The organism is Streptomyces sp. B15, assembly GCF_018070605.1.
GTDB classification, from domain to species: Bacteria; Actinomycetota; Actinomycetes; order Streptomycetales; family Streptomycetaceae; genus Streptomyces; species Streptomyces smyrnaeus.
The window spans coordinates 35451-56287 of record NZ_JAGPXJ010000037.1 but is presented as its reverse complement, the minus strand read 5'-3'; the positions used below and the strand labels follow the sequence as shown (position 1 = coordinate 56287).

The following is a 20837-nucleotide window of genomic DNA, read 5'->3' as shown; positions in this document are numbered from 1 at the left end:
GGTTCAGTTCCGGACGGCCGACAGCAGGAAGACAACGGAGCGTTCGGTCTCCGTCCAGGCGGCGGTCTCCAGTTCCACGGACTGGAGCAGGGCGCACTCGACGGCGTAACCCCGCTCCCCGAGCGCCCTTCCGACCGCCTCTGCCTCATCTCTGGTGATGGCGTGGGTGACGATGCGCGTGGGGCGGCGGTCGGCGACAGCGGTGATGGTGACCGCTCCCCCGCCTCCGACCCGCACCACGTCGGGCTCGGGCAGGTCCTCCAGGATGTGCGGGGCGACGCCGTGCACGGTCTCCAACTGGACGCCGAACCGCCGGGCCGCCGCGTAGATGCGGGCGCAGGCGTCGGCGTCGCTGTCGACGGCGATGACGGCGGCGCCGAACCGCGCCGCCTCCACGGCGAGAGCTCCGCTGCCCGCGCCGATGTCCCACACCAGGTCGCCGATCCGGGGGCCCAGCCAGGCGAGTTGCGCGGCACGCAACTGCGCCGACTCGCCGGCCCGGGGCGCGCCGCCGCTGCCCTCTGCCGGCTCACCCGTGTACTCGACCGCCGGCAGCGCCCAGCCGCGCACGGCGGGCGGGTACCCGACCTCGTGGCCCGCGATCCAGCCGCTGCCCTGGGTGGTGCCGGTCTCGGCGCCGGCTCCCGTACCGCCGACGACGATGACGACGTTCGGGTCGCGCCAGGTGTGGTCGGCGACCTTGTCGGAGGTGAGGACGGTGACCTGTTCGCGCTCGGTGCCCAGCGCCTCGCAGATGACGAAGGTGCGGTGGACTCCGGTCAGCAGCAGGGCGAGTTCGGCGGGCCCGGCACCGGGCGAGGTGAGCACGGCGACCTTGTTGTGGGCGCGGCAGACGTTGACCGCACGGCGCAGGCTGCGGCTGTTGGCGACGACCAGTTGGGCGTCGTCCCACGGCATCCCGGCGCGTGCGAAGGCCGCGGCGACGGCGGAGACGGCGGGTACGACCTCGACCTCCAGGCCGTGCTCGGGCGCGCGCAGGGTCCGTACGACGCCGAAGAAGCCGGGGTCGCCGTCAGCGAGGACGACGGCCGAGCCGCGGTGGCGCGCGATACGGCGCGCCGCGAGGGAGGTGCTGCCGAGCCGGATGCGTTCGGCCCGCGGCGGAACCTCCGGAAGGGCGAGATGGTGCGCGGCTCCGGCGACGAGGGTGGCCGCTGCGAGTGCCGAGCGGGCGGCGTCGGTCAGCGGCGAACCGTCCCACCCGATCACGGTGACGCGGTCGGCCATGGTGGGTGTCTCCTGGCTGGTCTGTGCTCATCGCAGGTCGGGGCCCACTGAGCGTACCCCCTGCGGCGGCGTGTCAGCCCCGGCACCCGGGCAGCGCGGCGGTCAGTGCCGCTGGGGCCAGCCGGGGTAGGGCGCGTAGCCACCGGCTTCGGCCGACTGGTCGAAGGCGCCCTCGAAGGCACCGTCGAGGTCTTCGGGGAGCAGGCTCCAGACGATCAGGTCGGTACGGATGTCCGCCCAGCCTCCTTGGGCCTCGGTCCGGGAGGGGCCCCAGTTCTCGGTGCGGGTACGGGCTATCCACGCGTTGCGCAGCACGCCCTCACTGATGCAGCCGAGCTTCTGGGCGACCTGCTGCGCCGCGGTGTTGTCGGCCGCCGTGCGGATCTCCAGGCGCTCGAACTTCTGGTCCTGGAAGAGCCATTGGGCGACGGCCGTCAGCGACTCGGAGGCGTAGCCCTCGCCGCGGGCCCAGGAGGCGGTGGCGTACGCGACGTGGACGGAGAGCACCCGCCAGTCGGCGCCGTGCAGCTCGACCAGTCCGACCAGGCGCTCGGTGAGCATTTCGGTGACGGCGAAGACGATGCCGTCACCCGAGGTGCGCCGGGCCGGGGCGCGGCGGGCGACGAAGTTCCGGGCCTCGGCCTCGGTGTAGGGCACCGGCGCCGCCATCCAGGCGGTGATCTGGTCGTCGGCCATCATCTCGGTGAGCGCGGGGACGTCCGCTTCCTCGAACGGGCGCAGCACGAGCCGGTCCGTGCTGATCGAGATGTCCGGGAAGGTCGAGGTCATGCGCCGCTCCTACACGTCGGGGTGCACAGCATGCAGCATCGGCACCGGGATGTGCAGCGCCGGGCCCTCCCTCGCGGGTGCGGCCCGGCGCTGATCAGAGACTTGTCGACACGGGGACTTTCCCCGGATCAGGTCGTGGGTTTCACGATCCCACAGGACCGAAGACCGGCTCGATGGCCCCCTGGTATTTGTCCTCGATGAACTCCTTCACCTGCTCGGAGTTGAGGAGCTTGGCCAGCTTCTTGATCCGCGGGTCGTCCTGGTTGCCGTCCTTGACCGCGAGGAAGTTGGCGTAGGGGTTGCCCTCGGCCTCCTCCGCGACCAGGGCGTCCTTGGCCGGGTTGAGGCCGGCGTCGACGGCGTAGTTGCCGTTGACGACGGCGGCGTCCACGTCGTCGAGCGCGCGCGGCACCGCCGCGGCCTCCAACTCCTTGAACTTCAGGCCCTTGGTGTCGGCGATGTCGCCGAGGGTGGCCTCCTGACCGGCACCCGGCTTCAGCTCGATCAGGCCGTGCTCGTCCAGCAGGTGGAGGGAGCGGCCCTCGTTGGTGCTGTCGTTGGGGACGGCGACGGTGTCACCGGACCCGATGCCCTTGAGGCTCTTCTCCTTCTTGGAGTAGAGGCCCAGCGGCTCCAGCTCGACGTTGACGACCGGCTCGATGTGGGTGTGCTGCTTCTTGTTGAAGTCGTCGAGGTAGGGCTTGTGCTGGAAGAAGTTGGCGTCGACCTCGCCGCTCTCGGTGGCCGTGTTCGGCACCACGTAGTCGTTGAACTTGCGGATGTCGAGCTTGAGCCCCTCCTTCTCGGCGAGGTTCTTCTCGACGTACTCCAGGATCTCCGCGTGCGGGGTGGGCGAGGCGGCGATCGTGAGCGTCTGCTTGTCCTCGCCACCCTGCCCGATGCCGTAGCCGATCAGCGCCAGCGGGACGACGACAGCCGCGGCGACGCCGACGGTGCGGCCACGGCCCAGCCGGGCCGGCCACCTGCCCGCTGCTCCCTCGCCGCCCGCGCCGCCCCGGCCCGCGGTGAGCAGCCGTACGACGGCGTCACCGATCAGCTGCACGGCGGTGACGATGACGATCAGTGCGACGACCGTGGCGACCATGACGCTGGTCTCGAAGCGCTGGTAGCCGTACTGCACGGCCACCGATCCGAGACCGCCGCCACCGACGGTGCCGGCCATCGCCGAGTAGCCGATCAGCACGATCACGGTCGTGGTCAGTCCCGCCACCAGGGAGGGCAGCGCCTGTGGGAGCAGCGCCTTGAAGACGACGGTGGGGGTGCCGCCGCCCATCGCCTGCACGGCCTCGACCAGCCCCCGGTCGACCTCGCGGACCGCGGTCTCCACCAGCCGGGCGAAGAACGGGATGGCGCCGATGGCCAGCGGCACGATGGCGGCGGTCGAGCCGACGGACTGGCCGACGACCAGGCGGGTGAAGGGGATCAGCGCGATCAGCAGGATGATGAAGGGCAGCGACCTGCCGACGTTCACGACGGCGCCGACGACCTTGTTGACGGGGGCGTTGTGCAACATCCCGCCCTTGTCGGTCAGGACGAGCAGCACCCCGAGGGGCAGGCCGCCGAGCAGCGCGACGAGCGCGGACCAGCCGACCATGTAGAGGGTGTCCCAGAACCCCTGGGTCAGCAGCGGCTGTATTTCCGACCAGGTCACTTGGCGCCCTCCTTGACGAGACCGGCGGCGCTGTCGGCGGCGTCGGTTCCCCCGGTGTCCGGCGCGTCGTCCCGTGCGACGGCGGCCACGTCCACGGTCAGGCCCTGCTCGCGCAGGAAGCCGATCGGCACCACGTTGTCCTCGAAGCTGCCGGGCAGCTCGATCCGCATCCGGCCGACCTGCTTGCCCGCGACGGTGTCCATGGCGGCGCCCAGGATGGAGATGTCGACGTTGTAGGTCCGCGACAGCTTGGAGATCACCGGTTCGGTCGTCGTCTCCCCGTGGAAGGTGACGTCGACGACGGTGCGGCCGGGAGCCGAGGGCACCCCGCCGACCGGGAAGAGCTCGCGGGCCAGCTCGGAGCCGGGCGTGGCCAGCAGTTCGGGCACGGTGCCGGACTCGGTGATACGGCCGTTCTTCATCAGCGCGGCGGAGTCGCAGACGGCCTTGACCACGTCCATCTCGTGCGTGATCAGCAGCACGGTCAGCCCCAGCTGTTCCTTGAGGTCGCGCAGCAGCTGGAGGACGGAGCGGGTGGTCTCCGGGTCGAGCGCGGAGGTCGCCTCGTCGGAGAGCAGCACCTTCGGGTCGCCCGCGAGGGCCCGCGCGATGCCGACCCGCTGCTTCTGGCCGCCGGAGAGCTGCGCGGGGTACGCCTTGGCCTTGTCGGCGAGGCCGACCAGGTCGAGCAGTTCATGCGCCTTGCGGGTGCGCTCCTGGCCGGAGTGGCCGAGGATCTCCAGCGGCAGTTCGACGTTGCCGAGCACGGAGCGCGAGGACAGCAGGTTGAAGTGCTGGAAGACCATGCCGATCCGGCCGCGTGCCGCCCGCAGCTCCTTGCCCGCCCGCTTGCCGTTGCCGGCGAGGGCGGTGAGTTCCTGGCCGTCGACGGTGACGGTGCCGGAGGTGGGGCGCTCCAGGAGGTTGACGCAGCGGATGAGCGAGGACTTCCCGGCGCCGCTCTGGCCGACGACGCCGAAGACCTCGCCTTCATGGACGTGGAGGTCGACGCCGTCCAGTGCGGTGACCTCGCGGTCCCGCGTGCGGTAGACCTTTGTGAGGTCCTTTGTCGTGATCACAGAAACATCCGTGGTGTCGGTGGGATGAGCGCTTACGGTGCCGTCGAGGCAGGCGCGGCGCGTTCCGCGGCGGTGCGGGCAGAGTCGATCCACGGCTGCGGTGTTCGCTCACGCGTGGGTGCGTTCTCCCCCGGGTCCCTTGGGCATCCCCGGCCGAAGCCGGGGGCTGCGCCGGGAGGGCTCCAGCGGCGGAGGGGCTCTGTTCGCGGTGCTCGGTGCGCGGGCTCGTGACTCGCTTCGGGGCGCGAGTCGCCTCGGTCAGCTCAGGCGGGGGCCCTCAGCGGGCACACATTCGCCGCGCGGTCCGCGACGGCCAGGCGCGCACAGGCATACAACGAGCACCGGGCGTCCAGGTCGCCTCGGTCGCAAGCATGCGGCAGCTCGTCGTGTTCATGGGGCTCAGTAAATCAGATGAGGCGGACGGTACGGAGAACCCTGTCCGCATTCCGGACAGCGAAATGGACAGCACCGCGGCGCGCCACGGTCCGCTCAGTCCGCTGCGACGACCGTCACACCCGAGGCGTCGACCTGGGCCGTCACCGACCCCAGATGCTCCACCACCACATCGGCACGCAGCTGGTCGCGCCGATGGGTTGTGGCCAAGCCCACGGTGCGCATACCGGCGCTGCGGCCCGCCTCCAGTCCCGCGGGGGCGTCCTCGAAGACCACACACCGTGCCGGGTCGGCGCCCAGCTTCTCGGCCGCCAGCAGATACGGCTCCGGGCCGGGCTTGCCGCGGGTGATGTCGTCGGCGGCGATGACCAGCGGCGCCTCGATACCCACGGCACGCAGTCGGGCCTCGGCCAGCTCGCGGGTGGCCGAGGTCACCACGGCCCAGCTTCCCTCCGGGAGCGAGGCCAGCAGTTCGGCGGTACCGGGCAGCGGGACGACACCGCCCCGCGGCACGTCCTCGACCTCCAGCCGCTCGATCCGGGCCAGCGCCTCGGGTATCAGCTCGGCGGGCAGCAGGTCGCCGACGATGTCGGCGGCCGGCCGGCCGTGCAGCTCGACGGCGGCGAAGTCCTCGTCGCTGATCCCGTACTCCCGCGCCCACCTCGTCCAGCAGCTCAGCACGGAGTCCATGGAGGAGAGCAGGGTGCCGTCGTTGTCGAACAGCAAGGTCACGGGGGCTTCGAACTTCATGCCGGGCAGCGTACGTGGGCCCCCGGGGGCGCGCGTCGGCGGGCCCGGGCGCCCTTTTAGACTCCTTCACATGCTCACCCCGCTCACCGTCACGCTCGCCGTGGCCGCGCTCGTGCTGGCCGCGTGGTGCGGCTGGGCGGCCTACCGCGACCAGCCCACCAAGGACTGGCACTTCATCGGCATGGCCGTGGTGACCGTGCTGGCGCTGGCGCAGCTGGTGGTCGGCATCGTGCAGGCGGCCCGAGGCCAGACCGCGGCCGAGGGCTCACTGATCTTCTTCTCCTACCTGGTCGGCGTCGTCGCCTGCCTGCCGGTGGTGGGACTGATCTCACTGACGGAACGCACCAAGTGGGGCTCACTGACGGTGGTCGCCGGCGCCGTGGTGCTGGCCGTGCTCCAGGTGCGGCTCCACGACATCTGGGGAGGCGGCACGGGTGGCTGAGCCCACGCACTCGGAAACCGTCCCCGCGCCCCGGCGCGCGGGCATCAACACCGGCCCCGGCAAGCTCCTGGTGACGCTGTACGGGATCTTCACGGTGGGCGCGGCGTCGCGTTCCATCGTCCAGCTGTCCACCCGCTTCCACGAGGCGCCGCTGGCCTACATCCTCTCGGCGATCGCCGCGGTGGTGTACGCGTTCATCACGCTCTCGCTCGTCCGAGGCGGTGAGGGCGCTCGGAAGGCCGCCCTCACCTGCTGCGCGCTGGAGCTGTTCGGTGTCCTCACGGTGGGCACCTGGACCTTGGTCGAGCCCTCCGCCTTCCCGGACGCCACCGTCTGGTCGGACTACGGGATGGGCTACCTCTTCATCCCGGTCGCCCTGCCCCTGACCGGTCTGTGGTGGCTGCGGGCCAACCGCGCCCCGTAAGGGGCGCGGGTCTGTGCTGATATGCGGCTCCGCCGCATGGGCGCGACCAGCCTGGGGGCACCTCGGCCGAAGGCTGGGGGAACACCCGTAGCCTGCGACGCACAGCCAGGGGCAGCCCGGGAGCGGACCTAAGCGCTGGTCGCGTACTCGGTGGCGTCCTTGGCCAGCGCGACCAGGGTCACCCGGCGGTCGCGCTCGGTGCCCACGGGGGTGTAGCCCAGCCGCCGGTAGAGCCGCAGGTTGCCCTCGCTGCGGCTGCCGGTCACCAGGTGGTAGCGCTTGGGCGCGAACCGGTCGGCGAGACGGGACTCGACGGCGGCGAGCAGCCGGCCGCCCAGCCCGTGCCGCTGGAGGCGGGGGTGCACACACAGCCGGCCGATCCGCGCGGTGCCCTCGGCGTCGACCATGCCGCGCACGGTGCCGACGACCTCCTCGCCCAGCCGGGCCACGACCACGCAGCCCTCGGCCAGTTCGGTCCGCAGCTCGTCCAGCGTCTGGACGAGGGGCTCGATGCGGTAGTCGCCGTACAGCTCCGCCTCGCTCTGGAAGCAGAGGTACTGCAGCTTCAGTATCTGTTCGGCGTCGCGCTCGTCCGCCGCAGAGATGGTCACGCTCATGCCCATGTGCGCATGCCTCCCCAAATTGTGTGCGCACGGGCACGGGAGAGTGAGGGTGCCGTGTCCGTGCAGTCTGCCCTGGTGACGCCGGTTGCCTCTCGCACCCTTCCCCTGAGGCCGGGTGGTGGAACCTTTGCCGCGAGCATTCTGCGCAGGCATTCCAGACAGCGGGAACGCAGCGGGCCCAGCGCCCCCTGTGACATTCCCAACTCACGGGCGATTTGCGGGTATGTGGGCTCTTCCCGGGACAGCAGTGCCCGCAGCAGGGCGGGGCAGCGCCCCGGCAGCAGGGAGACGGCCGCGGCCAGTTCGCGGTGCCGCTCGGCGGCCAGCAGCGGCGCCTCGGTGTCGCTGGCCGGGTCACCGGTGCCGTCGGTCGCGGTGACCCGCCGCTGCCGGGGTACGCGGGGCGCGGGCTCCGTGGCCAGCGGCACCTCGCGCCGACTGCCGGCTGCCGCGCGGGCCTCGGCGCGTACGGCGGCGCCCAGCCAGGCGGCGGGCTCGGCGGGCGGTCCGCCGCCCTCCCCCAGCCGCTCCAGCCAGCGCAGCCAGACGCCCTGCCGCAGATCCTCGGCGTCCACCCCGCAGCGGGCGGCGGCCTCGGCGGCGCACTCGGCGTACAGCAGCGCCCGCAGGCCCGGATCCGCCAGGGAGGGTTCGTCCATACGCCACTGCACGCGCGCCGCCCGCCCGCGGTTGCGGTACGGGCGGCGCGTCACTCGTGCGGGGGGCGGCGGATATCGGTCAGCGGTCGTCGCGGAAGTCCGCCGCCGCCAGCAGCGCCGTGTCGCAGTTGTCCGAGAAGAGGCCGTCGATGCCCGTGGCGAAGTAGCGCTTGAAGGCGCCGAACGCGTCGCCGTACGCGTTCGGGTCGTCGCCCACGCGGAAGTCCGCGGGCAGGAAGGTGTTCTCGTTGCGCATGGTGTACGGGTGCAGCACCAGCTTCCGCGCATGCGCGTCCCGCACCAGGGTCGTCTCCTCACCGAGGGAGCCGTCCGGCTTCCGGGGGATGATCAGGTCGAGGGTGGGCCCGATGCCCTGCGCGAAGCCTGAGATCCACTTCAGCCCCTCGGGCTCGACCAGATCGGCGACGGTGCGCGGATCGCCCGCTTCCACGAAGTCCCACGGCCGCGAGGTGGGGCCGGACAGCAGGACGACGAGGGGGCAGTCCACCAGCTTGCTCAGCTTCTGGATGCTGCTGGGCTCGAAGGACTGCAGGAAATTGGGCGCGTGCGCCTTGTGCCGGCCGTACCGGCGCAGCAGCTTGGCCAGCGGCTTCTCCAGCCCGAGGCCCAGCTTGCGGAAGTAGGTGGGGTGTTTTGTCTCGATATGGAGCCATACCGGACGGCCTCGCCGCCTGCCCTGCTTCTCGGCCCACTCCAGGACCTCGGCGAAGCTGGGCACCTCCCAGCGGCCGTTGTAGAGGGTGTTGTGCTGACGCTGCTGCGGGATGCGCTCCTTGGCGCGCAGCGTCTTGAGCTCCTTGAGGGTGAAGTCCTCGGTGAACCAGCCGGTGAGCTTCTTGCCGTCCACCGCCTTGGTGGTCCTGCGGGACGCGAACTCGGGGTGGTCGGCCACGTCGGTGGTGGCGGTGATGTCGTTCTCGTGCCGGCACACGAGGTGGCCGTCCTTGGTGGGCACGAGGTCCTGCTCGATGATGTCGGCGCCCATGTCGAGGGCGAGCTGGTAGGAGCCCAGGGTGTGCTCGGGGCGGTAGCCGCTGGCCCCGCGGTGCGCGACGACGGCCGGCGTGGGCAGGCCCCGGTGACCCCTCCCGCGCCCGTCGGTGCGGACCGACGAGCGCTCCGCGGCCTGCGCGGTGCCCCCGCCGAGCGCGACCGCGCCCGTGCCCGCCGCGCCCAGCACCGCCGCCGCTCCGAGCACGGTTCTGCGGCCCGGCTGCTGCTCCTGTCCCATGCGCTCTCCCCTTCTCCGGTGGCGCCGAAGTCCGGCCCCTGCCACACGTCGGGCCGATCGTAGGACCGGCGGGGCGGCGCCGGGGAGACGTGCGTGCGAACACGGCGGAAACACGGGTGAGTCGACGACGAGGAACGGAGCAATACGGAGGTAAACCGCGTCAATTCCCCGTAACGGTGCAAGCAACCCGGTGTACCGGGTACCCGTAGCTGCGAGTATCGTCCTCATCTGCGCGTCCGTGCGCATCGACCGGGTGCACGGCCATATTCGACTTGGGCGGAGGGTCCGTTGTCCCGTTTCCGGCTGATCAAGGCAGTGCTCGGCCCGCTTCTTCGCGTGCTGTTCCGGCCGCAGGTCGAAGGGGCCGAACGTATCCCTGGCTCGGGTCCCGTGATCCTGGCGGGCAACCACCTCACCTTCATCGACTCGATGGTGCTGCCGCTGGTCACCACCCGGCAGGTCTTCTTCATCGGCAAGGACGAGTACGTCACCGGCAAGAGCCTCAAGGGCCGGCTGATGGCGTGGTTCTTCACCGGCGTCGGCATGATCCCCGTCGACCGGGACGGCGGACGCGGTGGCGTCGCCGCGCTGATGACCGGCCGCCGGGTGCTGGAGGAGGGCAACCTCTTCGCCATCTACCCCGAGGGCACCCGCTCCCCCGACGGCCGGCTCTACCGCGGCCGTACGGGCATCGCCCGGCTCGCCCTGATGACAGGCGCCCCGGTGGTGCCGTTCGCGATGATCGGCACGGACGAGGTGCAGCCGGGCGGCAAGGGGCTTCCCAGGATCGGTGGCGGCCGGCGGATCACGGTGCGCTTCGGCGAGCCGCTGGACTTCTCCCGGTACGAGGGCATGGACCGCGACCGCTATGTGCTCCGCGCGGTGACCGACGAGGTCATGAGCGATGTGATGCGCCTGTCCGGTCAGGAGTACGTGGACGTCTACGCCACGAAGGCGAAGGCGGCCTGAGGAACGCCGCGTCCGACGCCCCTACAGGCGCTGCCCGCGCAGCAGCCGCCAGGCCAGTGCCGCGGCGGCCAGCAGCACGAGGGCTCCGGCACCGGCGCCGTACCGCAGGCCCTCCGTGAAGCTGTCGCGCGCGGCGGCCAGCAACTCCCCGCCCGGCGCCGACGGCAGGGCGTGCGCCGTCTGCACGGCCTCGCCCAGCGACTGCCGGGCGTGCTCCGCGGAGCCCTCCGGAACGCCTGAGGGGGTCTCGAAGGAGCGGTAGAGGCCCGTCACGACCGACCCCAGCAGGGCGATGCCCAGCGCGGCCCCCAACTCGTAGGCGGTCTCCGAGACCGCGGAGGCGGCGCCGGCCTGCTCCTTCGGCACGGTCGAGAGGATCACATCGGCGGTCACCGTGAAGGCCAGTCCCGCACCCACGCCCACGACCAGCAGCACGCTGCCCAGCAGCAGATAGCTGGTCGTCGTCTGCAGCCACACGCAGGCGCCCAGGGCCAGCCCCACGGCGGCGAGCCCGCCGGAGACCGCGCCCCGCACGGAGGTGCGGCGGGCGACCCGCCCCGCGAGCAGTCCGGCGACGATCGAGCCGATCGCGGCGGGCAGTTCGGCGAGGCCGGCCTGCAACGGGGTGCGCTCCTGCACCATCTGGAGGAACTGGGAGAGGAAGAAGACCAGTCCGGACAGCCCGAGGATGGTCAGCAGGTCGGCGAGGACGGCGCCGCTGAAACCGCGATGGGCGAACAGCCGCATGTCCAGCAGTGGAGCGGGCAGCCGCAGTTGCCGCCGTACGAAGGCGTACAGCGCCGTCAGGCCGACGACGGCCGCCGCCGCGGCGTCCCAGCGGAAACCGTAGGCCGCGGCTTCCTTGACGGCGTAGACGACGGCGATGAGGCCGACCATCGACAGGCCGACGCTCGGCAGATCCCACGGGCCCGGCGCCGGGTTCTTGGACTCGGGCAGCAGCTTGCTGCCGAGCAGCACCAGCACGGCCATCACCGGAACGTTGATCAGGAAGACCGATCCCCACCAGTAGTGCTCCAGCAGGAACCCGCCGACGACGGGGCCGACGGCGGTGCCCGCGGCCGTCATGGCGCCCCAGACACCGACCGCCAGGCTGCGCTCCCGCGGGTCGGGGAAGATGTTGCGGATCAGCGCGAGGGTGGCGGGCATCAAGGTGGCGCCCGCCACGCCCATCAGTGCCCGCCACAGGATCATCGCCTCGGCGCTGTGCGCGTAGGCGGTCAGCACCGACAGGGCGCCGAACGCCGCCGAGCCGACCAGCAGCAGCTTCTTGCGGCCGATCCGGTCGCCGAGGCTGCCCATGGAGACCAGCAGCCCGGCGATGACGAAGGAGTAGACGTCGCCGATCCACAGCAGCTGGGTGCCGGAGGGCCGCAGGTCCTCGCTGAGGAAGGGCGCCGCCAGGCCGAGGACGGTGACGTCGATGCCGACCAGCAGCACGGCCAGCACCAGCACCCCGAGGGCGAGCCAGCGCAGCCGGGTGGGGGTGGGGGCGACGGTCTGGCTGCTCATTCCTCACTGCTCCGGCGTACGCCACCGAGCAGCAGCTCGGCGGTCATCCGTACCGAGTCGCGGGCCGCGACCCTGCCGTCCTGGACCGCCCAGGCCGATGCGGTGATCAGCGCGTAGAGGGCCTCGGTCAGCCAGGCCGGGGACAGGTCTATTCGAAAGGCGCCCTCGCGCTGGCCGCGCTGGAAGAGGGCGCTGATGCGCTCGTCGATCCGGGTCCAGCCCGGGTGCTGTTCGCCGGGTTCGAACAGCTGGTTCTCGGTGACGAGGAAGCCGAGGAAGCCGGCGAGCGGTTCGGTCTCGGTGATCAGGCGCCGAACCGCGTCGGCGGCGTCACCTTCCTGGGTGCGGGCCGCGTCCAGCGCCGCGTCGAGGTGGCGCAGGCCGAGCTGTTCGAGCGCGCGGACGAGCGCTTCACGGCCGGCGAAGTGCCGGTGCAGCGTCGCCCGGCTGATGCCCGCCGCCTTGGCGATGTCGTCCATCGAGGAGGTCGGCCGCCGCGTCAGCACATCGGCGGCGGTGCTCAGCAGCTCTTCCCGGTCCAGGCTCATGAGACAATCGTACCGCAGATGAGACATGCATGTCTCACGCGCGAGTAATGACGCCCCGCCGCACCGGGCGACGGGGCGCATCATCGAGGGGCCGGGCGGACGCTCAGCGCCAGGCGCAGCTCCCCTGCGTCGCACCGCGCTCCAGGGCGCGCTCGGCTTCGTCCTCCCGGAGCACACGGGTGCGCTTCTTCGTTCCCTGACCGGTGCACACCGCTGTACGGTCCGCGTAACCGGCCATGTCCAGCAGTATCTGGTCCCAGTGGCGGTACTGCACGTCGTGTCCGCTGTCGTCGTAGCTGCGCGTCACCGGCTTTTGGGGCAGCGCCTCCTTCCAGCGGGCCTGGGTCGCGGGCGACACCTCGGACGGCGGTGTCCTTCGTGCCGGTGTAGACGTAGGCGGGCGCCTTGACGTGTGACAGGTCGGGGCCGGGGCGCCGGCAGTACAGCTTCTGCTCGTGCACCTGTGCCGAGGGGTCGCCCAACTGGCCGCGCAGATAGTACGAGCGGGCCCCGTCCTCCTCCGCCGTGTCCGTGAAGCCGGGGATGCGACGCACGGGGCTGTCCTCAGGAAACGCCCACCACTTGCGCGGGTCGCGGATCTGCTCCCGGAAGTACGCCTTGAGCTCCTTGTCGCTCTTGCCGCAGTACGAGGGCTTGTCGCCGTAGGGCGGAAGCGCCGCCGCCAGGTGGAGGGAGGAGACCCGCTCGGGCGCGGCGGCGGCGAAGTGCGCGGCGTAGGGGCCGCCACCGGAGATCGCGACGACGGGCGCCTTGCGGACGCCGAGCTTGTCGAGGACGGCACGCACGTCCGAGGTGTAGTCCGCGAACCCCAGGCCCGGATCGAACTCGGTGTCACCGAACCCGTTGCGTTCGACGGAGACCAGCCGCAGCCCCAGCTTCTGCCGGGTCGTGCGCAGGAACTCCGTCATCCCCGAAACGCGGGCCGTGGTCCCCGTGCCGCCCAGGAAGAGGACGGGGGTGCCGCCCTTCTCACCGGTGTCGCTGTAGTGCACGGTGCGGCCCGCGTGCCGCAGTTGGTGCATCGGCGGGCCGAGCGGGTCGAACGCGTCCTGGACGACGGGCTTCGGCTTCTTGGTGGCTTCCGCCTGCGATGCTCCGGCGGTGAACCCGATCCCGCCCGCGACTGCTGCGACGGAAAGGGTGAGGGCCACTGCGGCTGTCGATACTTTTTTCACTTCTCGGTCTCCCGGGTCTCAATGTACGCAGGACCACCTGCCCCGGAACCGGTGGCTCATGCAACGAAATCCGCACCTCGGCCGACCCGCTGCCGTGGTGACCTGCTGCTTCACTCCCAGGGCAGCTCCGAGCGGCGCCGCCAGTACACGTCCGGCTCCTCCACCAGGTCGGACAGCAGGGCCAGTTGGGCCTCGTCCAGCTCGACCGCCGTGGCCAGCAGGTTGGCGTGCAGCGCCCCGACGGTGGCCGCGCCCGAAAGGACGACACCCGCCCAGGGCTGCCGCAGTACCGCGGCCAGCGCCACCGCGTCCGGCGTGGTGCCCGCCGCCTGCGCCACCAGGTGCAGATCGCGGGGCTCCTGACCCCCCGCCAGCCGTCCGTTGGCCATCGCCTCCTTGACGATCACCGTCAGTCCCGCCTCGTGCGCCTCGGCCAGCGCCCCGGCCGCCGAGGTCTCCAGCAGGTTGTAGGTGCTCTGCACGGTGCGGAAGAGCCGCTCGCCGTCCACGGTGACCGCCAGCGCCGCGCGGATGGCGTCGGCCTGTGCGGGGCCGCTGGTACTGAAGCCGACCGTGACGCCCTCGCCGGCCAGCCGGGCCAGCCGCTCGTGCAGCGCGCTGTCGGTCAGTGCGGGGCTGTCCGGGGTGACGGAGTGGATCTGGTAGAGGTCGAGCCGCTCACCGAGCAGTTCCCGGCTCTCGGCCAGCTGCCGCTCGAACGCCGCCAGGGAGTGGTCCTTGACCTCGTGCACCTCGGCGTCCGTGCGCCACTCCCCCACATAGGTGTAGCCCCACTTGCTGCCGACGACGACGTCGTCGATCTCGGGGTGCTCACTCAGCCAGGCCGCCAGGAACTCCTCGGCCCGCCCGTAGGAGCGCGCCACGTCGAAGTAGCGCACGCCCTGCGCGTAGGCGGCGTCCAGGAGTTCGTGCGTCCGGGTGCGCATCGCCTCGGGGGTGCGCTCGGTGGGCAGCTCCGCCTCCCTGCCGAGGGTGAGGTACGCGGGGCGGCCGACGGCGGCAAGCCCGAGACCGAGGTGGACCGTCGGCGTGGTGGCAGAAGCGAGACGGGTGAAAGGCATCGGCATCTCCCGGCCATGGTGCGTGCGGCGGTGCGGCTCTTGTGCCGCACCACCGTACTCGCCGGGCGCCACCTGGTACCCGTACCTCGGCGTGAGGGCCGGCGGTGTCGACCAGGCCCGGCGCCCCTGAGGGCGTGAGGGCCGGCGTCAGCGCTTGGCGTCCGCCCACTCGCGCTGCCGGTCCAGATCGGCGCGGAAGTCGGCCAGCTGCGCGGCCACGGCGGAGGGCGCTGTGCCGCCCTTGCCGTCCCGGGCCGCCAGCGCGCCCGGTACGTTCAGCACCTCGCGGACCTCCGGGGTGAGGTGCGGGGAGAGCGCGGCGAACTGCTCGTCGGTGAGCTGGTCCAGTTCGATGCCCGCACGCTCGCACTCCTGCACACAGGCACCCGCCACCTCGTGCGCGACCCGGAACGGAACCCCCCGCTTGACCAGCCACTCGGCCACATCGGTGGCCAGCGAGAAGCCGGCGGGCGCCAACTCGGCCATCCGGTCGCCGTGCACGGTCAGCGTCGCCATCATGCCGGTGAACGCGGGCAGCAGCAGTTCCAGTTGGTCGATGGAGTCGAAGACCGGCTCCTTGTCCTCCTGGAGGTCCCGGTTGTAGGCGAGCGGCAGCGCCTTGAGCGTCGCCATGAGCCCCGTCAGATTGCCGATCAGCCGGCCGGACTTGCCGCGTGCCAGCTCGGCGATGTCCGGGTTCTTCTTCTGCGGCATGATCGAGGAGCCGGTCGAGAAGGCGTCGTCCAGGGTGACGAAGGAGAACTCCTTCGTGTTCCAGATGATGACCTCCTCGGCGATCTTGGAGATGTCGACACCGATCATCGCGGTGACGAACGCGAACTCCGCGACGAAGTCGCGCGAGGCCGTCCCGTCGATGGAGTTGGCCGCGCTGCCGCCCTCGAAGCCCAGATCGGCGGCGACGGCCTCCGGGTCCAGGCCGAGCGACGACCCGGCCAGCGCTCCGGACCCGTAGGGGGAGACCGCCGTACGCGCGTCCCACTGCCGCAGCCGCTCCGCGTCCCGTGCCAGCGCCTGGGCGTGCGCCAGGACGTGGTGCGAGAACAGCACGGGCTGTGCGTGCTGGAGGTGGGTGCGGCCGGGCATCGCCACGTCGGAGTGCGCCTCGGCGAGGCCGACGAGCGCGCCCTGGAGGTCGGCCAGCAGCCCGCCGATGACGCGGGCGTGGTCCCGCAGATACATCCGGAAGAGGGTGGCCACCTGGTCGTTGCGGGACCTGCCCGCGCGCAGCTTGCCACCGAGGTCCTTGCCCAGCCGCTCCAGCAGGCCGCGCTCCAGCGCGGTGTGCACGTCCTCGTCGGCGATCGTGCCCTGGAAGTCACCGGAGGCGACGTCCCGCTCCAGGGCGTCGAGCCCGGCGATCATCTGCCGCAGCTCGTCCTCGGTGAGCAGACCCGCCTTGTGCAGGACCCGGGCGTGCGCTCGCGAGCCCGCGATGTCGTACGGCGCCAGGCGCCAGTCGAAGTGGACCGATGCGGAAAGCTTTTCGAGGGCCTCGGCCGGGCCGTCGGCGAAGCGTCCGCCCCACAGGCGGACGTCCCCGCTGTCACTGCTGTTGTGGCTGCTCACTGGATTGCGTGCCTGTTCGTCTGGTGGTGGAGATGCCCCTGCCACGTCCCGGACGCCGTCCGGTCGGAGTCGGGGGCCCGAGCCTACGTGTGCTGGTCGGCCTCGTCGGCATCTTCTTCCCCGTACGGGCATACACTGAATGGCATAAGTATGCGTTCGACTGCATGATTCGTCAATTCACCGAGCAGCCGGCCCTGCCCGGCAGTGCGCCCCTGCCACCCACCAGCGCTGTCGACATGGCGACGCGCCGGCGCCGGCCCTCCCCTACGAGGCGCGGCCCTCCAGCTCCTCGGCCAGCACCCGGGTGTGACCGATCGACGGGTCCTTGACGGCGGTCAGCAGGGTGAGCACCCCGGCGCCGGACGCGGCCCGCAAGAGGTCGTCGATCGCCTGCTCCCCCTCCCGGGTGGCGAGTTCGCCGCGGTAGCGCTCGGCGAACTCCTCGAAGCGTTCCGGGTCGTGCCCGTACCACTTGCGCAGCTCCGTGCTGGGCGCGACCTCCTTGCGCCAGGCGTCCAGCGCGGCGTCCTGCTTCGAGAGCCCGCGCGGCCAGACGCGGTCCACCAGGACGCGGGCACCGTCCGTGGCGGGGTCCGGGGCCTCGTAGACGCGCCGGACCCGAATACTGAGCTTCTTCTCGGCAGCCATGAGGCCAGCGTGCGGCCGGTGCCGCGACCTTCGCATGTTGACGGCGTTCACATTGCTCGTTAGCGTACCGCCATGGCCGACTTCCCGAGTCTCGCGCGGCAGACGTGGCACCAGTTGGAACCCGTCTACGCATCCGTCTACTTCTCCCCCGAGGTCACCGCCCAGGCCGACGCCCTCGGCTACGACACCACCGAGCGCTGGCCCGCCTACTTCGCCCTGCGCGCGGCTCCGCTCGGAGCGGCGACGGCCCAGTTGGTGACGGCGACCTTCTACAGCTTCAGCCCGCACGCGGTCGCCAAGCACGTTCCCGGCATCTGGCGGACCGCCTCGCCCCAGGCGGTCCTGGCCGCACGCACCCGGGGCGTGGACGCCACGCTGCGCGCCATGCTCGGCGACCGGATCGCGGACCCCCGTCTCGCCGAGGCCGCCGAACTGGCCCGCACCGCCGCCGAGGCCGCCGCTCTCGCCGGGCGCCCGCTGGCAGCCGCCAACGCCGCGCTGGACTGGCCCACCGAACCGCACCTGGTGCTGTGGCAGGCGGCCAACATCCTGCGGGAACACCGCGGTGACGGCCATCTGGTGGCCTTGCAGGCCGCCGGGCTGGACGGCTGCGAGGCGCTGGTGTCCTTCGCGGGAATCGGCGCGGCCCCGGTCGCGAACTTCGCCTCCCGCGGCTGGAGCGAGCAGGAGTGGGCGGCGGCCCACGACCGGCTGAGGGAACGCGGCCTGCTCGACGCCGAGGGCGGCGCCACCGAACGCGGGCTCGAGGTGCGGGACGAGGTGGAGCGCGTCACCGACGAACTGGCCGCGGCGCCGTACCGCGCCCTCGGCGAGGACGGCTGCGCCCGGCTGGCCGAGCTGAACCGTCCGGCGTTCACCGCCGTGATCGAATCCGGGCTGCTGCCCACGCAGTCCACGCTGGGCATCCTCACGGTGCGGGCCCCCGGACCCAGATGAGCGGGACCGCCGCACGCCGCCCCGGCGAGCGCCCGCCGGGGCGGCGTGCGGCGGCCACATCGCGAGACGGCCTTGCCAACCGGCCCTACCAGGGCGTTTTCTCTCCGGGTGCGAACCGAACACCAGAACACTTCGCCGGGCGCCCCCGACTCCCCGGGGGCCGCAGCCGAGCAGCGCGGAGCCCGCCGCGCGGTGACCCTCTTCCCCCTCCTGGTGCTGCTCGCGGGCGCGCTCGGACTGCTGAGCCCCGGCAGCTTCACGGGAGGGGCCGAAGCGGTGCCGTATCTGCTCGGCGTCGTGATGTTCTGCATGGGACTGACCATGACGGTGCCGGACTTCCGGGGCATCGTGCGGCGGCCCTGGGCGGTCGCGCTCGGGCTCGCTGCGCAGTACCTCGTGATGCCGTCACTGGGCTGGCTGATCGCCCAGGCGCTGGACCTCTCCCCGCAGCTGGCCGCCGGTGTGATCCTCGTCGGCTGCTCGCCGGGCGGCACGGCGTCGAACGTCGTCACCTATCTGGCCCGCGGTGACGTCGCCCTCTCGGTCTCCGTCACCTCGGTCTCCACGCTGGTCGCACCGCTGCTGACGCCGCCGCTCACGCTGTTCCTCGCGGGCGAGTTCCTGCCGGTGGACACCGGTTCGATGTTCGGCGACATCCTCAAGACGGTGCTGCTGCCGGTGCTGGGCGGACTGCTGGTGCGACTGGTCGCCGGGCGGCATGTGGAGCGGGCACTGCCGGTCCTGCCCTGGCTGTCCGCGGTCACCATCGCGGCCATCGTCACCATCGTGGTGGCCGGCAGCGCGGACACCATCAAGTCGGCGGCCGCCCTGGTCTTCCTGGCGGTGGCACTCCACAACGGCCTGGGTCTGGCGATCGGTTACACCGTGGGGCGGCTGACCCGGCTCGGCGAACCGGCCGGCCGCGCCATGGCATTCGAGGTCGGTATGCAGAACTCGGGTCTTGCCGCCTCCCTGGCCACGGCGCACTTCAGCCCGCTCGCGGCACTGCCCGCCGCCGTCTTCTCGGTGTGGCACAACGTCTCGGGAGCGATGGCCGCCGCGTGGTTCGGTCACCGCGACCGGGCCGCCGCCCCCGAGGACGCCGGTGGAACCGGGAGCCCGAAGGACTCCGGCGGCTAAGCGGCCGGGTCCAGCCGGTAGATCTCCCCGCTCAGCGCCAGCGCGTAGAGCTCCTGGTCACCGCCCTCGGCGAAGGAGACGACCTCCCCTCCGTCGACGCCGAGGTCGGTCTCGCCGGTGACCTTTCCGTCCTTCATCTCCAGGGCGCGGACAGCGCCTTCGCAGTAGTCGGAGAACAGGTACTTGCCCCGCAGGTCGGGGAGGGCGTCGCCGCGGTAGACGTGGCCCCCGGTCACCGAGCAGCGTGCCGGGCCGCGGTCGTACTCGAAGACCGGCGGCACATGGTTCGCCGGCTCCTGACCTGCCACCGGCAGCGTGCCCTCCATCCGGGCCCAGCCGTAGTTCTCGCCGCCCGCGCTGTCGGCGGGCGCCCAGTCGATCTCCTCGCGCCGGTTCTGGCCGACGTCGCCGATCAGCAGATCACCGGTGGCCGAGTCGAAGGAGAACCGCCACGGGTTGCGCAGCCCGTACGCCCAGATCTCGGGGCGCGCACCCGGCTTCCCGACGAACGGATTGTCCTCGGGCACGGCGTACGGGTCGCCCTTGCCCGGGTCGATGCGCAGCATCTTGCCGAGGAGCGTGTCGAGATTCTGCCCGTTGTCCTGCGGGTCGTTGGCGCTGCCGCCGTCGCCGAAGGCGACGTAGAGCATGCCGTCCGGTCCGAAGGCGATGTCGCCGCCGTTGTGGTTCGCGTACGGCTGCTCCTGCTGGAGAACGGTGCGGCGGCTGGCTTGCTGCACCTCGCCGTTCTCGACGGCGAACTCGTCGAGCCTGCTGTCGCCCCGCAGATCGGTGAACGAGAGGTACAGATGCTCGAAACCGGGGTCGAAGGCGATGCCGAGGAGGCCTCGCTCACCCTCCTCGGTGGTCTCCTCCGTGATGTCGACGACGGGGTCGCCGAGTCCCTTGTCGTCCAGGACCCGTACCGTGCCCGACCGTTCGGCGATCCAGACGGTGCCGTCGGGACCGGCCGTTCCGTCGATGGGGTTCTTGGCCTCGGCGACCTTCGTGAGGGACACGTCCGCCTGTCGCGGCGCGGTCCTGTCTTCGGCGGACGCCGTGGATAACGCGAGCGAGGCGGCCAGCACGAGCGTGCCGACCAGCGCCGGGCGTTTGCGAAATCTCACCCTGATCCTCCTGGAAGCAGCGGTCACGTCGTCACCCGGCTGCGAGGGGGCCGTGGGAGATGGGGGGCGCCCGCGCCAGCATGCAACCTGGGTGGGGGGTGGTGCCCTACTGGCTGTCCGTGAGGGTAGTGGCCGCCAACGGCGCGGGACAGGTCTTGTGCGCCCCTCGCGCGCGCTCAGCGTTCCTTCTGCGCCAGTGCCAGCAGATGGTCGGCCAGTGCCTGACCGCCGTCCGGCGCCCGGCTGATCAGCAGCAGCGTGTCGTCCCCCGCGATGGTGCCGATGATCTCGTGCACCCCCGCCTGGTCGATGGCCGAGGCGAGGAACTGGGCGGCGCCGGGCGGGGTACGCAGCACGACGAGGTTGGCGGACGCCTCGGCCGAGATGAGCAGCTCACCCGCGAGCCGCGCCATCCGGGCCTCGGTGGCGGACTCGCCCAGCGGCGCCCGGGGAGTGGGGTCCCCGCCCTCGGCGGGGACCGCGTAGATCAGCTCGCCCCCGGTGTTGCGGATCTTGACTGCGCCCAGTTCGTCGAGGTCCCGGGAGAGGGTGGCCTGGGTGACCGTGAGCCCGTCGTCGGCCAGGAGCTTGGCGAGCTGGCTCTGCGAGCGGACCGGCTGCCGGCTCAGGATGTCCACGATACGGCGATGACGGGCCGTCCGCGTCTGCGGGACGGCCTGTCCCCCGTGCTGCTCCTCGGTCATCGTGCGCGTACCCCTCTG

General features: G+C 71.7%; 21 protein-coding genes and 1 pseudogene. 5 read left to right on the top strand and 17 right to left on the bottom strand.

Annotation, left to right across the window (positions count from 1 at the left end):
• Positions 1 to 3: 3 nt before the first annotated feature.
• The 6 genes and pseudogenes from cbiE to KBY19_RS18360 all read right to left on the bottom strand — a co-directional run bounded on the left by cbiE (position 4) and on the right by KBY19_RS18360 (position 5931).
• Entirely contained in the window at positions 4 to 1248 is a 1245-nt protein-coding gene (cbiE, locus tag KBY19_RS18380) for a precorrin-6y C5,15-methyltransferase (decarboxylating) subunit CbiE (protein ID WP_210966196.1), read from the bottom strand.
• A gap of 102 nt (positions 1249 to 1350) precedes the next feature.
• Positions 1351 to 2037: a GNAT family N-acetyltransferase gene (locus KBY19_RS18375; RefSeq protein WP_210966195.1), complete on the bottom strand. Its 687-nt coding sequence runs from the start codon at positions 2035 to 2037 to the stop codon at positions 1351 to 1353.
• Between the two features lie 142 nt (positions 2038 to 2179).
• Positions 2180 to 2959, bottom strand: a complete 780-nt coding sequence (locus KBY19_RS36580; RefSeq protein ID WP_247691126.1) for a MetQ/NlpA family ABC transporter substrate-binding protein — start codon at positions 2957 to 2959, stop codon at positions 2180 to 2182.
• Between the two features lie 90 nt (positions 2960 to 3049).
• A pseudogene (locus KBY19_RS36575) lies at positions 3050 to 3709 on the bottom strand (methionine ABC transporter permease); the annotation flags it as partial.
• A complete protein-coding gene (locus KBY19_RS18365; RefSeq protein ID WP_099878774.1) occupies positions 3706 to 4788 on the bottom strand; it encodes a methionine ABC transporter ATP-binding protein in 1083 nt (360 codons plus the stop codon). The pseudogene KBY19_RS36575 and the gene KBY19_RS18365, both read right to left, overlap by 4 nt.
• Before the next feature lie 489 nt (positions 4789 to 5277).
• Positions 5278 to 5931, bottom strand: coding sequence for an HAD family hydrolase (locus KBY19_RS18360; protein ID WP_210966193.1), 654 nt, complete (start codon positions 5929 to 5931; stop codon positions 5278 to 5280).
• Positions 5932 to 6001: 70 nt separating this feature from the next.
• Between KBY19_RS18360 and KBY19_RS18355 the strand changes: the two genes are divergently transcribed.
• Together KBY19_RS18355 and KBY19_RS18350 are read left to right on the top strand one after the other, a co-directional pair.
• The gene (locus KBY19_RS18355; protein ID WP_099878778.1) at positions 6002 to 6373 is read left to right on the top strand and encodes a hypothetical protein; all 372 of its coding nucleotides are present in this window, start codon (positions 6002 to 6004) and stop codon (positions 6371 to 6373) included.
• A complete protein-coding gene (locus tag KBY19_RS18350; protein WP_099878780.1) occupies positions 6366 to 6797 on the top strand; it encodes a hypothetical protein in 432 nt (143 codons plus the stop codon). Before KBY19_RS18355 ends, KBY19_RS18350 begins: the two co-directional genes overlap by 8 nt.
• Before the next feature lie 128 nt (positions 6798 to 6925).
• Here the strand turns inward: KBY19_RS18350 and KBY19_RS18345 are convergent, their stop codons facing one another.
• The 3 genes from KBY19_RS18345 to KBY19_RS18335 all read right to left on the bottom strand — a co-directional run bounded on the left by KBY19_RS18345 (position 6926) and on the right by KBY19_RS18335 (position 9331).
• Entirely contained in the window at positions 6926 to 7420 is a 495-nt protein-coding gene (locus KBY19_RS18345; RefSeq protein ID WP_099878782.1) for a GNAT family N-acetyltransferase, read from the bottom strand.
• Entirely contained in the window at positions 7411 to 8079 is a 669-nt protein-coding gene (locus KBY19_RS18340) for a sigma-70 family RNA polymerase sigma factor (RefSeq protein WP_307842550.1), read from the bottom strand. The genes KBY19_RS18345 and KBY19_RS18340 overlap by 10 nt, the downstream gene beginning before the upstream one ends.
• Before the next feature lie 79 nt (positions 8080 to 8158).
• Positions 8159 to 9331, bottom strand: coding sequence for a glycerophosphodiester phosphodiesterase (locus KBY19_RS18335; protein WP_099878784.1), 1173 nt, complete (start codon positions 9329 to 9331; stop codon positions 8159 to 8161).
• Between the two features lie 288 nt (positions 9332 to 9619).
• On the opposite strand from KBY19_RS18335, the gene KBY19_RS18330 reads away from it, so the two are divergent.
• Positions 9620 to 10300: a 1-acyl-sn-glycerol-3-phosphate acyltransferase gene (locus tag KBY19_RS18330; protein WP_099878786.1), complete on the top strand. Its 681-nt coding sequence runs from the start codon at positions 9620 to 9622 to the stop codon at positions 10298 to 10300.
• 21 nt (positions 10301 to 10321) lie between these two features.
• On the opposite strand, the gene KBY19_RS18325 is transcribed toward KBY19_RS18330, so the two are convergent.
• The 6 genes from KBY19_RS18325 to KBY19_RS18300 form a co-directional block, all read right to left on the bottom strand.
• A complete protein-coding gene (locus KBY19_RS18325) occupies positions 10322 to 11830 on the bottom strand; it encodes an MFS transporter (protein WP_210966192.1) in 1509 nt (502 codons plus the stop codon).
• On the bottom strand, positions 11827 to 12378 hold the full coding sequence (locus KBY19_RS18320) for a TetR/AcrR family transcriptional regulator (RefSeq protein ID WP_180289565.1): 552 nt from the start codon (positions 12376 to 12378) through the stop codon (positions 11827 to 11829). The genes KBY19_RS18325 and KBY19_RS18320 overlap by 4 nt, the downstream gene beginning before the upstream one ends.
• Positions 12379 to 12458: 80 nt before the next feature.
• Positions 12459 to 13574 carry an alpha/beta hydrolase gene (locus KBY19_RS18315; protein ID WP_307843548.1) on the bottom strand — a complete coding sequence of 372 codons (1116 nt, stop codon included), beginning with the start codon at positions 13572 to 13574 and terminating at the stop codon, positions 12459 to 12461.
• A 110-nt stretch (positions 13575 to 13684) separates the two neighbouring features.
• Positions 13685 to 14656, bottom strand: coding sequence for an aldo/keto reductase (locus KBY19_RS18310; RefSeq protein WP_210966191.1), 972 nt, complete (start codon positions 14654 to 14656; stop codon positions 13685 to 13687).
• Between the two features lie 147 nt (positions 14657 to 14803).
• Complete coding sequence (argH, locus tag KBY19_RS18305; protein ID WP_210956354.1) at positions 14804 to 16243, bottom strand: argininosuccinate lyase; 1440 nt, start codon at positions 16241 to 16243, stop codon at positions 14804 to 14806.
• 264 nt (positions 16244 to 16507) lie between these two features.
• On the bottom strand, positions 16508 to 16891 hold the full coding sequence (locus tag KBY19_RS18300; protein WP_099886327.1) for a DUF488 domain-containing protein: 384 nt from the start codon (positions 16889 to 16891) through the stop codon (positions 16508 to 16510).
• A 72-nt stretch (positions 16892 to 16963) separates the two neighbouring features.
• Between KBY19_RS18300 and KBY19_RS18295 the strand changes: the two genes are divergently transcribed.
• Positions 16964 to 17848, top strand: a complete 885-nt coding sequence (locus tag KBY19_RS18295; RefSeq protein ID WP_210966190.1) for a hypothetical protein — start codon at positions 16964 to 16966, stop codon at positions 17846 to 17848.
• Positions 17849 to 17956: 108 nt separating this feature from the next.
• Positions 17957 to 18988, top strand: a complete 1032-nt coding sequence (locus tag KBY19_RS18290) for a bile acid:sodium symporter family protein (RefSeq protein WP_210956356.1) — start codon at positions 17957 to 17959, stop codon at positions 18986 to 18988.
• Here KBY19_RS18290 and KBY19_RS18285 read toward each other — a convergent pair.
• Positions 18985 to 20115 carry a sorbosone dehydrogenase family protein gene (locus KBY19_RS18285; protein ID WP_210966189.1) on the bottom strand — a complete coding sequence of 377 codons (1131 nt, stop codon included), beginning with the start codon at positions 20113 to 20115 and terminating at the stop codon, positions 18985 to 18987. The two genes, KBY19_RS18290 and KBY19_RS18285, sit on opposite strands and share 4 nt — an antisense overlap.
• A gap of 176 nt (positions 20116 to 20291) precedes the next feature.
• The gene (locus tag KBY19_RS18280; protein WP_099886328.1) at positions 20292 to 20819 is read right to left on the bottom strand and encodes an arginine repressor; all 528 of its coding nucleotides are present in this window, start codon (positions 20817 to 20819) and stop codon (positions 20292 to 20294) included.
• Positions 20820 to 20837: the final 18 nt, after the last annotated feature.